The 11,531-nt window shown below is 63.4% G+C and carries 10 protein-coding genes; 4 read left to right on the plus strand and 6 right to left on the minus strand.

Features of this window, described 5'->3' with window-relative positions:
- Positions 1-26 precede the first annotated feature (26 nt).
- From copD to JFU57_RS20480, 3 genes are all read right to left on the minus strand, one after another.
- Complete coding sequence (gene copD / locus JFU57_RS20470) at positions 27-893, minus strand: copper homeostasis membrane protein CopD (RefSeq protein ID WP_078471511.1); 867 nt, start codon at positions 891-893, stop codon at positions 27-29.
- A gap of 3 nt (positions 894-896) precedes the next feature.
- The gene (copC, locus tag JFU57_RS20475) at positions 897-1,262 is read right to left on the minus strand and encodes a copper homeostasis periplasmic binding protein CopC (RefSeq protein WP_201130591.1); all 366 of its coding nucleotides are present in this window, start codon (positions 1,260-1,262) and stop codon (positions 897-899) included.
- 81 nt (positions 1,263-1,343) lie between these two features.
- Positions 1,344-1,784, minus strand: a complete 441-nt coding sequence (locus JFU57_RS20480; RefSeq protein ID WP_201130592.1) for a GNAT family N-acetyltransferase — start codon at positions 1,782-1,784, stop codon at positions 1,344-1,346.
- A gap of 252 nt (positions 1,785-2,036) precedes the next feature.
- On the opposite strand from JFU57_RS20480, the gene JFU57_RS20485 reads away from it, so the two are divergent.
- Positions 2,037-2,657 (plus strand): TetR/AcrR family transcriptional regulator, encoded by a 621-nt coding sequence (locus JFU57_RS20485; protein WP_020300563.1) that lies wholly within the window; start codon positions 2,037-2,039, stop codon positions 2,655-2,657.
- 213 nt (positions 2,658-2,870) lie between these two features.
- Here JFU57_RS20485 and preA read toward each other — a convergent pair whose 3' ends face one another.
- The 3 genes from preA to hydA all read right to left on the minus strand — a co-directional run bounded on the left by preA (position 2,871) and on the right by hydA (position 7,158).
- Positions 2,871-4,145 carry an NAD-dependent dihydropyrimidine dehydrogenase subunit PreA gene (gene preA / locus JFU57_RS20490; RefSeq protein WP_078471508.1) on the minus strand — a complete coding sequence of 425 codons (1,275 nt, stop codon included), beginning with the start codon at positions 4,143-4,145 and terminating at the stop codon, positions 2,871-2,873.
- Positions 4,146-5,513, minus strand: a complete 1,368-nt coding sequence (locus tag JFU57_RS20495; protein ID WP_201130593.1) for an FAD-dependent oxidoreductase — start codon at positions 5,511-5,513, stop codon at positions 4,146-4,148. It abuts the gene before it with no gap.
- A gap of 205 nt (positions 5,514-5,718) precedes the next feature.
- Entirely contained in the window at positions 5,719-7,158 is a 1,440-nt protein-coding gene (gene hydA / locus JFU57_RS20500) for a dihydropyrimidinase (RefSeq protein WP_201130594.1), read from the minus strand.
- Between the two features lie 622 nt (positions 7,159-7,780).
- Here hydA and JFU57_RS20505 point away from each other — a divergent pair.
- From JFU57_RS20505 to JFU57_RS20515, 3 genes are all read left to right on the plus strand, one after another.
- Positions 7,781-9,268 (plus strand): NCS1 family nucleobase:cation symporter-1, encoded by a 1,488-nt coding sequence (locus tag JFU57_RS20505; protein ID WP_201130595.1) that lies wholly within the window; start codon positions 7,781-7,783, stop codon positions 9,266-9,268.
- 94 nt (positions 9,269-9,362) lie between these two features.
- Positions 9,363-10,640, plus strand: coding sequence for a Zn-dependent hydrolase (locus JFU57_RS20510; RefSeq protein ID WP_201130596.1), 1,278 nt, complete (start codon positions 9,363-9,365; stop codon positions 10,638-10,640).
- A 259-nt stretch (positions 10,641-10,899) separates the two neighbouring features.
- Positions 10,900-11,451, plus strand: coding sequence for a hypothetical protein (locus JFU57_RS20515; protein WP_242487464.1), 552 nt, complete (start codon positions 10,900-10,902; stop codon positions 11,449-11,451).
- Positions 11,452-11,531 lie beyond the last annotated feature (80 nt).

Below are 11,531 nucleotides of genomic sequence, written 5' to 3' on the forward strand. Positions count from 1 at the left end.
CCGGCAGCGTGAACAGGTTGTGCGGCCTACACCGCCTGCATCGGCGGCAGGGTGCCCAACAGGGAAACGGCGGCCACGGCCGCCACCCCCAGCAGCCACTCCAGCAGCACGCTATTGCGCAACGCCCCCAGGCGCTGGTCGCAGCCAGGCAGGCGCAGGCGGTGCAGCAGCGCCAGGCCCAGCATGGCCGACACCAGCAGTGCCTTGATCAGCAGAATCAGGGCGAAGCCGCTGAACAGCGGCGTCGGCCACCAGTGCCCGGTCAACACCCGGACATTGATCAGGCCACTGAGCAGCAAGCCCGCCACCAGGGCGTAACCCACGCCGCTGAAGCGCCTTAGAACCCCTTCCATCGCGGTGGGGTTCGGCTGCAGCAACAGTAACGACAACAGCATCAGCCCGCCGAGCCAGACCCCGACGCAACTCAAATGCACGATCTGATTGAGGATCAGCAACTGGCCCGCCAGCCCATCGAGCATGGCGCCGTGGCCCACCGGGGCCAGGGTTGCCAACAGCAGCGCGGCGAGGCTCAGCTTGAGCGGCAGACGAGTGCGCAGGGGGCTTAGCAGCACCCCCAGTAGCAGGGCATTGAACAGCAGGTGCCAGGACCAGACCTGGCCAAAGAAGGTCTTGCCCAGCACCAATTGCACGGTTGCCGGGTCCAGCGCCGCCGACCAGGAATCGGCCATGCTGGCGGTGATCAGCAGCAGCCAGCAGACCCCGCTGAGCAGCGCCAGGGTCGCCAGCCCGGTGCTGATGCGAGCGAGGCGCCGATGCAGCACCGGGTGGCTATCACCACGGCCCAGCAGCAGGGGGCCAAAGACCCAGGCCCCGAACAGCATCAACACCATCGTGAAGTGCACAAACCGGCACAGCACCAGCAGGCTCGACATGAATTACTGACCGACCTTGAAGCTGTAGCTGCCGGCGCTTTTATGGGTGTCGACCGACACTGCGTGCCAGTCGACCTTGTAGGTGCCTGCCGCCAGCGGGGCGGCCGGGGTCACCACCAGGGTCTTCTTGTCCGCGCCTTCGGTGGCCAGGCCATTGAGCGCCACCGGCGCGCCGTCCCGGCTCAGGCTGACCTGGGTGAAGCTGGCCTCGACGCCTTCGGAGAACACCAGGCGCAAGGCCTGCGGTGACGTCACCACACTATCAGCGGCCGGGGTGCTGGCTTGTAGATGGGCGTGGGCGAACACCGAGGAAGCGGCCAACAGGGAAGCCAGCAGGGCGCTGGTGGTGAGGAGTTTTTTCAGGAGCATCGTGGGATACCTTCGAGGAAGACGACGGGTGCTCAATAGAGCACGAAGCGGCCGGCGAATGAAACGCCGGCCAGTGGATTTTCAACGCTGCGCCAGGCGCATATGGATGATCGGAAAGGGCCGGCCCTCGCCATCGGTCGGCGAGCAGCCGATGTCTTCGAAACCGTAGTGCCGATAAAAGCCGTGGGCCTGGGGGTTCTGCTGGTTGACGTCGACACTGAGGCTCGGGTGCCGGGCGCGCACGTAATCCAGCAACTGGCGGCCGATGCCCTGGCCGCGTTGTGCCGGTTCGATAAACAGCATCTCCACCTTGTCGCCCGCGGTGGCGATAAAACCACCCGGGCTGCCATCGGGGTGTTGCCAGAGCCAGGTCTTGAGGGCCGGTAGGTAGGCGTCGCGCACCAGGGGGTAGAGCAACTGGATATCGTCTTCGCTGAGGAAGTCGTGGGTGGCGCGTACCGAACGCTGCCACAGGTCGGCAAGCGGCTGGTCGTCGGCAGCGTTGCGTGGGCGGATAGTCATGAGTGTTCCATCGGTAACAGGACAGATGGCCGGCGACAGGGCAGGGCCGGCATTCGTGCAGAGGGAGCGGGTGCCCGGGTCGCGAATCAACGTCTGGACGGGGCGCTGCGGCAGCGTCTGCCAATGAATGGGAGGGCGATCCTACCCAATCTCGCCTGTTGTGGCGAGAGGGGCGGCTGCGTGGCCGAGCAGACCTCGCCCCGCTCTGGAGCGGATGCTAGTCTTGAGCCACGTTGTCTTCAGGGAGCCCTCATGGGCAATCACAAGATCGAAATCCGCCGCAGTAACGTTGAAAAAATCCTCCTCGCCGCCGAGAAAGTCTTCGCTGAAAAGGGCTATGGCGGCACGGCCATGGCCGACATCGCCGAAGAGGTGCAACTGCCGCGCTCCAACCTGCATTACTACTTCAGCACCAAGAGCGAGCTGTACAGCGCAGTGCTGTTTGACCTGCTGGAGGTGTGGAAACAGGATGCCCTGTGCTTCGAGATGTTCGATGACCCGCGGGTGGTCCTCAGCAGCTACATCCGCGCCAAGATGAACCACTCCCGCAGCCGGCCCTACGGATCGAAAGTCTGGGCCAACGAAATCATCCACGGCGCACCGACCCTCGGCGAAGCGCTGGATGCCAGCCTGTATGACTGGGCAAAAATGAAAGAAGCGAAAATCCGCCAGTGGGTCGAAGACAAACGCATCCTGCCGGTGGAGCCTTCAAGCCTGCTGTACATGATCTGGGCCTCGACCCAGCACTACGCCGACTTCGACCACCAGGTGATGATCCTCAACGATCACCAGCCACTCTCCGACATGCAATTCGAACGCGCCCTGCAAACCGTCACCAGCGTCATCCTGCGCGGCATCGGCCTGGAACCCTGAAGCCTCCGTAGCCGCTGCCGAGCCCGCGAGGTTGCGCTGGCCGGTGTGAGCGCCGTGGAGTATCAGGTGGATGTCGGACGGTTTTGACGCCCAGCGTCCGAACGCGGCCCGAGCCTCCGGCAGCGGCTACAGTTGTAGCCGCTGCCGAGCTTGCGAGGTTGCACTGGCCGGCGTGGGCGCCGTGGAGGGTCAGGTGGATTCAGGCTGGCATACTCACACCGCTTCGCAATACGGGTTGCGCGGGTCATGCAGCCAGTCGAGGAAGGGTTTGCCGGTTTCCTGGGGGGCCATTTCGATGCAGTCCTGCACCGGGCAGGTGATCTGGCACAGGTTGCAGCCTACGCATTCGTCGTCGATCACTTCATATTTATGGGTGCCGTCCGCCTGCCGGATGCTGGCGATGGCCTGGTGCGAGGTGTCTTCGCAGGCGATGTGGCAGCGCCCGCAACCGATGCACGCCGCCTGGTCGATCTTGGCGATCACCTGGTAGTTGATATCCAGGTACTTCCAGTCAGTGGTGTTGCCCACGGCCTTGCCCGAGAACTCCTGCAGGCTGCTGTAGCCCTGGCTGTCCATCCACCGCGACAGGCCGTCCTTCATCTCCTCGACAATCCGAAACCCATGCAGCATCGCCGCGGTGCACACCTGCACCGCCCCGCAGCCCAGGGCCACGAATTCCGCCGCATCGCGCCAGTTGCCAATGCCGCCAATGCCGCAGATCGGCAGCCCCCGGGTCTGCGGGTCACGGGCGATTTCCGCGACCATGTTCAGCGCAATCGGCTTGACCGCCGAACCGCAATAGCCGCCGTGGGTGCTCTGGCTGCCGACCATGGGGTGGGCCACCATGCGTTCCAGGTCGACGCTGGTGATGGAGTTGATGGTGTTGATCAACGACACCGCATCCGCTCCTCCACGGTGGGCCGCCCGCGCCGCGAGTCGGATGTCAGTGATGTTCGGCGTGAGCTTGACGATCACCGGCAGCGAGCAATAGGTCTTGCACCAGCGGGTCACCTGCTCGACGTATTCCGGCACCTGGCCCACGGCCGCGCCCATGCCCCGTTCCGGCATGCCGTGGGGGCAGCCGAAATTCAGCTCTATGCCATCGGCGCCGGTAGCCTCCACCAGGGGCAGAATGTGTTTCCACGACTCTTCAACGCAGGGCACCATCAGCGACACAATCAGCGCCCGGTCCGGCCAGTCCTTTTTCACCTGGGTAATTTCCCGCAGGTTGATTTCCAGGGAACGGTCAGTGATCAGCTCGATATTGTTGATGCCCATCACCTCGCGGTTGGGCCCGAAATGCGCCGAGTAGCGCGACGAGACGTTGACCGCTGCCGGGTCCTCGCCCAGGGTTTTCCAGACCACGCCACCCCAGCCGGCTTCGAACGCGCGCACCACGTTATAGGCCTTGTCGGTGGGGGGCGCCGAGGCCAGCCAGAATGGGTTGGGGGCTTTGATGCCGGCGAAGACAATCGAGAGATCGGCCATTTACGCAGCCTCCACATTGAGCATGAGTTGGGCATGCATGGCTTCTGCGGCCAGCTTGCCGTGTTGCACCGCCTGCACGGTGAGGTCCTGGCCGAGGCTGACGCAGTCGCCGCCGGCATAGACCCCGGGGATGCTGGTGCGCAGTTGGGCGTCGACCTCGATGCGCTCGCCCGCGCGCTTCAGTTCCCGGGCCAGCGGGTCGCTCAGGGCTGCGCCGTCGAAGGCCTGGCCGATGGCCTTGAATATCCCGTCGGCGGTCAGTTCAAAGGTCTCGCCGGTGGTCTGCAACCGGCCCTCCACCAGTCGGGTACGGGCGAAGCGCATGCCGCGTACTTGCCCCTGTTCATCCAGCAGCACCTCCTGCGGCGCGGCCCAGGTCAGCAGACGCACCTGATTGGCCTTGGCGATGTCCTGCTCGTGTTCGGTGGCGCCCATTTCCTCGAGGCCACGGCGATACACCAGGTTCACATCCCGCGCGCCGAGGCGCGCCATCTGCACCGCCATATCGATGGCGGTGTTGCCGGCACCAAGTACGATGCAGCGGTCAGCCACCGGCAATTGGCCGAGGTCATCGGCCTGGCGCAATTCGCGGATGTAGTCGGTGGCGGCGAGCATGCCCGGCGCGTCTTCGTGGGCCAGCCCCAGCTGTTTGCTGGCGGCCAGGCCCAGGCCGAGAAACACCGAGTCGAACTGCTGGTGCAGCTCGGTCAGGCTCAGGTTGTCACCGAGCGTGTGCCCATGGCGGATTTCGATGCCGCCGATGCCCAGCAAAAATTCCAGCTCCTGCTGGGCAAAGTCATCCACCAGCTTGTATTTGGCGATTCCGTATTCGTTGAGGCCGCCGGCTTTTTCCCGGGCCTCGAAAATCACCACCTCGTGCCCATGCAGGGCGCTGCGGTGGGCGCAGGCCAGACCCGCCGGGCCGGCGCCGACCACGGCAATGCGCTTGCCGGTAGACGCGGCGCGCTGGAACGGGTGCTGGCTGAAGTGCGCGTTGTCCACGGCATAGCGTTGCAGCAGGCCGATCAGCACCGGCGCGCACTCCTGGGCGTTGTTGCGCACGCAGGCCTGCTGGCAGAGGATTTCCGTCGGGCAGACCCGGGCGCAGCTGCCGCCGAGGATATTGGCCGAGAGGATTTTCTGCGCCGCACCCTGGACGTTATCGGTGTGGATATTGCGGATGAACGACGGGATATCGATCTCGCTGGGGCACGCATTGACGCACGGGGCGTCGTAGCAATACAGGCAGCGCGACGCCTCCAGATGGGCCTGGCGCGCGTTCAGCGGCGGCGCCAGGTCGGTGAAATGACTGGCCAGGGTGGCGTTGTCTGCGATGGGGTGGGGCAAGTGGTTCAAGGTCTTGATCACGGTTAAGGCCTCACGGGTTTTTCTCGATTGCCTCTGACGGGCATTGTTTTTTCACAGTGCTGTGGCAAAGACGCTTTCAGTGGCTGGCGAACGCACTGTAGTCAGCGCGTTCACCGTGGCGAGGGCGCTGCTGTGGCGAGGGAGCTTGCTCCCGCTCGGTGGCGCAGCAACCGCAATAGCAACGGCCCCCCACCACCGCGCGACCTCAGCGCTCTACGGCCGTCGCCTTGCTGGCTTCGGCGCGCTTGCTCAACAGGTCGAACACCGCCGGGTAGGGTGGGCGTTCCACGTAGCGCCCGGCGCCGCGTTCGGCCCGCAGATCGCCGTCGACCCACAGCAACTTGCCCTGGCTGATGGTGTGGCTCGGCACGCCGCGCACGGTCTTGCCTTCGAAGATGTTGAAGTCGACCTGCTGGTGGTGGGTCTTGGCGGAAATGGTGCGGGTGCCTTGCGGGTCCCAGAGCACCAGGTCGGCATCGGCACCGACACGGATCGCGCCCTTGCGTGGGTAGAGGTTGAAGATTTTCGCGGTGTTGGTGGAGGTCAGGGCCACAAAGTCCTGCATCGACAGGCGGCCGGTATTGACCCCTTCGTCCCAGAGCACGGCCATGCGGTCTTCGATACCGGCGGTGCCGTTGGGGATCTTGCTGAAGTCGTCGCGCCCGGCGGCCTTTTGTTCGGCGCAGAAGCAGCAGTGGTCGGTGGCGGTGGTATGCAGGTTGCCCGATTGCAGCCCATGCCACAGCGCCTCCTGGTGGCCGCGAGGGCGGAAGGGCGGGCTCATCACGTAGCCGGCAGCGGTCTGCCAGTCCGGGTGCCGGTACACGCTGTCGTCGAGCAACAGGTGCCCGGCCAGCACTTCACCGTAGACCGGCTGGCCTTTGCTGCGGGCATAGGTGATCTCGTCAAGGGCTTCCTTGGTCGAAACGTGCACCAGGTACAGCGGCGTGCCCAGGGTTTCGGCGATGCGAATGGCGCGGCTGGCGGCTTCGCCTTCGACCTGCGAGGGCCGCGACAGCGGGTGCGCTTCCGGGCCGGTAATGCCCTGGGCCATCAGCTTGCGTTGCAGGTGATACACCAGCTCGCCGTTCTCGGCATGCACGGTGGGTACCGCACCCAGTTCCAGGCAGCGTTCGAAGCTCGCCACCAGGGTGTCGTCGGCAGCCATGATCGCGTTCTTGTAAGCCATGAAATGCTTGAAGCTGTTGACCCCGTGCCGGCTCACCAACTCAGCCATTTCTTCGCGCACCTGTTCGCTCCACCAGGTAATGGCCACGTGAAACCCGTAGTCGGATGCCGACTTCTCGGCCCAGCCACGCCACTGATGGAACGCTTCGAGCAACGACTGCTGGGGGTTGGGAATCACGAAGTCGATGATCGAAGTGGTACCCCCCGCCAGACCCGCCGCCGTGCCGCTGAAAAAGTCTTCGCTGGCCACGGTGCCCATAAAGGGCAATTGCATGTGGGTGTGGGGGTCGATGCCGCCGGGCATCAAGTATTGGCCGCTGCCGTCGAGCACGTCGACGCCGGCGGGAATATCCAGGTTATTACCGATGGCCTTGATCACGCCGTCGGCGCACAAGACATCGGCTTTATAACTTTCATCATGGGTAATAACGGTGGCGCCACGGATCAACAGAGACATTCCGAGTTCCTCGCAGGCATGACCGACTTATGTCGGTTCTAAGTGTTTTATATCGACCGTGCTGCGCAAGTTTATTCCTGTCAGCGGTGTCAGGAATAGAAATTAGCTGGTGTTCCTGGAATGAGCAAGATTATTTTTTATAAGCTTATATCACTATTAAGTTATTGAATTTAAACGAATAAATTCAAATAACTGCAAAATGGTGCAGCCCCTCACCATTTTGACGCACTTGACAGGATCGAAATATGGTCAAGATTTCCTATGTGAAATCAGCTGCTTGAAGGGGGCTTATGGCCTGAACAAAAGTGTGCAATAAGTTTCAGTGCACCAGTTTGAGTCCTGACGCTGCGGTCAACTTGCCGAACAGTTAGCCTGAGTGAACAGGCAAGTACCCGGGACGTGATAGTTAATAAGAATAAAACTGATGAACATCAGTTGTTTACATGGATTTTAACGATCGCCAAACACCGTCAATGGACAATCCGGCACGCTTATTGAGTGCCGCCGCTGACAGGTTGGCCGGTCGCTAAAAGTCGTAAGTTCTCCGGCCATCGTCCGGCTAGCGGTCCCGTCCGCCAGCTGCCTGATGAGCAAAAATAATCAAAAGAACAGTGGAGCGGCCATGCAACAGAACAGATCCCAAGTGACCGAGCGCGCAGGCTTGTATGAGCTGGACGCCGGCAGCGACGTACTCGACAGCCCCCGTTATAACCACGACATCGCCCCGACCAAGGTCCATGAACGCACCTGGAACAAGTGGCACATCACCGCGCTGTGGATCGGCATGTCGATCTGCGTGCCGACCTACACCCTGGGCGGGGTACTGACCGCCTATTTCGGCCTCAGCGTCGGCGAGGCACTGCTGGCGATCTTGCTGGCCAACATCATCGTGCTGATCCCCCTGACCCTCAACGCCTTCGCCGGCACCAAGTACGGCATTCCGTTCCCGGTGTTGCTGCGCTCGTCGTTCGGCATCATCGGCTCCAACGTGCCATGCCTGATCCGGGCCCTGGTGGCCTGCGGCTGGTTCGGCATCCAGACCATGTTCGGCGGGCTGGCGATCCACCTGTTCCTGGGGTCGATCTTCGAAGGCTGGAAGGCCCTGGGCGGCACCGGCGAGGTGATCGGCTTCATGATCTTCTGGACCCTCAACCTGTGGGTGGTGCTGCGCGGGGCCGAGTCGATCAAGTGGCTGGAAACCCTGTCCGCGCCACTGCTGGTGGCGGTGGGCATCGGCCTGCTGGTGTGGGCCCTGCCCAATGTGTCGTTGAGCGAATTGCTGGCGATCCCGCCCAAGCGTCCCGAAGGCGCCAGCGTCACCAGTTACTTCATGGCCGGGCTCACGGCGATGGTCGGGTTCTGGGCCACGCTGTCGCTGAACATTCCCGACTTCAGCCGCTACGCCAAAAGCCAGAAAGACCAGATCCTCGGGCAGATTTTCGGCCTGCCGCTGACCATGTTCCTGTTCGCCGCCCTGGGCGTGGTGATGACCGCCGCCTCGGTGAAACTGGTGGGCGTGACCGTGTCCGATCCGGTGAGCCTGATCGGCCATATCCAGAGCCCCGGCTGGGTGGCCCTGGCCATGGCGCTGATCATCATCGCCACCTTGTCCACCAACACCGCGGCCAACATCGTCTCGCCGACCAATGACTTCCAGAACCTGGCGCCGAAGCTGATCGGGCGCACCAAGGCGGTGCTGCTCACCGGCCTGGTGGGCCTGGCCCTGATGGCCCACGAACTGCTGAAAAAGCTGGGCCTGCTGATCTCCGATGTCAGCCTGGAAACCGTGTACTCCAATTGGCTGCTGGGCTATTCCAGCCTGCTGGGGCCGATTGCCGGGATCATGGTGGTGGACTATTTCATCATCAAGAAACAACGCCTGGACCTGGCCGGCCTGTACCGCGATGACGTGTACCCGGCCTGGAACTGGAACGGGTTTATCGCCTTTGCCGTGCCGGTGGTGCTGACCCTGCTGTCCCTGGGCAGCGACGCATTCAGCTGGTTCTACAGCTACGGCTGGTTCACCGGTTCGGCCCTGGGCGGCATCCTCTACTACGGCCTGTGCAGCCTGCGCAATGCCCAGGCGGTGGCCGCCAAGACCCCGGTTTGAGCCTGCACCTGTTGGCTCGCGGTGATGCATGAAGTCCAGGCGGCCCGGGTTCGGGTCGCCCCACACAATCAGAAAAAAGCCTGAGGAGATCACCATGAACGCTGCCGTCGACGTTCTGCAATCCAGCCATCAGCACATCAACCGCGACCGCCTGTGGCAGTCGCTCATGGAACTGGCCAGGCTCGGGGCCACGGTCAAGGGCGGGGTCTGTCGCCTGGCCCTGACCGACCTCGATCGCCAGGCCCGGGACCTGTTCGTGAAATGGTGCGAGGAGGCCGGTTGCACGGTCACGGTGGACGGCATCGGCAACATCTTCGCCCGCCGCCCCGGGCGTAACCCGGGGCTGCCACCGGTGATGACCGGCAGCCATATCGACACCCAGCCCACTGGCGGCAAGTTCGACGGCTGCTTCGGTGTGCTGGCCGGGGTGGAAGTGCTGCGCACCCTCAACGACCTCAAGCTGGAAACCGAGGCACCGCTGGAAGTGGTGGTGTGGACCAACGAAGAAGGCTCGCGCTTCCCGCCGTGCATGATGGGGTCCGGGGTGTTCGCCGAGAAATTCACCCTGGAGGACACCCTGGCCAAGACCGACGTCGACGGGGTCAGCGTCGGCGAGGCCCTGAACGCCATCGGCTACGCCGGCCAGCGCAAGGTCAGCGGGCACCCGGTGGGTGCCTATTTCGAGGCCCATATCGAGCAGGGGCCGATCCTCGAGGACGAGCGCAAGACCATCGGCGTGGTCATGGGCGCCCTCGGCCAGAAGTGGTTCGACCTCAAGCTGCGCGGGGTGGAAGCCCACGCCGGACCGACCCCGATGCACCTGCGCAAGGACGCCCTGGTCGGCGCGGCGGCGGTGGTTGCGGCCGTCAACCGCGCAGCCCTGGGGCACCAACCTCATGCCTGCGGTACCGTCGGTTGCCTGCAAGCCTATCCCGGCTCGCGCAACGTGATCCCGGGTGAGGTGCGCATGACCCTGGATTTCCGCCACCTGGAACCGGCGCGCCTGGACTCGATGATCGACCAGGTGCGGCAAGTGATCGACAGCACCTGCGAGGAGCATGGCCTGAGCTTTGAACTGACGCCCACCGCCGACTTCCCGCCGCTGTACTTCAACCCGGACTGCATCGAAGCGGTACGCGGCGCGGCCCAGGGCTTGGGCCTGTCCCATATGGACATCGTCAGCGGTGCCGGGCACGACGCGATCTTCGTCGCCGAACTGGGCCCGGCGGGGATGATCTTCGTGCCCTGCGAAGGCGGCATCAGCCACAACGAAATCGAAAACGCTGCCCCTGATGACCTTGCGGCCGGCTGCGCCGTGCTGCTGCGCGCGATGCTGGCGGCCTCCGCCACCATCGCCGGCACCCGCGGCTAGCGCCATGCAACCACTCAACGGCGTCCGACTCACCACGGCGCCGCCAATGGCCAGCGCAGGCTTCGGCAGCGGCTACAGCACTCACCTGTAGCCGCTGCCGAGCGCGCAAGGCTGCGCTGAACCTCAACAACTCGATGACACCCGACACCCCAGCGCATCGCTGTTAACCAGCCTCCGAACGCGCTCGGTGGCCATCGACAGCGACGACATATTTCAGGTTGCCGTACACTGGCAAAATTTCCCGCACTGGATGCCGACTATGCACAGGATGGCGCTTTGTCTGACCCTGGCCCTGAGCCTGGGGGGTTGTATCGATTACAAATGGGGCCACGACTGGAAGGCCGACAGCCTCGGCGGTTGGCAGGACGCGAGCACTGGCAAGTACAACGAGGGCACCTCGTTCAAGCTGGCCTGCGGGCCCGAGCCGCTCTATGTGAAGGTGACGTCCGCGCCGTCCCACCATCTGATGTCGCTGCTGTTCATTCCCCTGGTCCCTGCGGCCACCGGCGATGACAACCATCTGCGCATCAAGGCCAGTTACCCCAGCATCACCGCGTGTTCGGCGGCGCAGAACCCCTTGGTGATCAAGTTGGACAACCGGGTGATCAACACCATCGGCTACTTGGGCGGCGACCAGGCCGGCAGCTGCGAGCTCCGGCTGGACGCGCACGAGCTGCAGGGCGAACGCGTGTCGATCGAGGTCAATCAGGCGGTGCTGCCCTGTGCCGTGGCTCCGCTGACCCTGAAGAAAAATGGCTATTTCTGCCTGCGGCAAACTCAGTACGGTGGTTCGGCGCCCTGTGATCGCTAGGTCCCGTCAGCCACACGAACCTAAGCTAATTCTTAAAAAGTATTTATTTTCCGTTTGTTAGATCGATTAGCTTTTAGTGA

Source organism: Pseudomonas sp. TH07 (assembly GCF_016651285.1).
Classification (GTDB): domain Bacteria; phylum Pseudomonadota; class Gammaproteobacteria; order Pseudomonadales; family Pseudomonadaceae; genus Aquipseudomonas.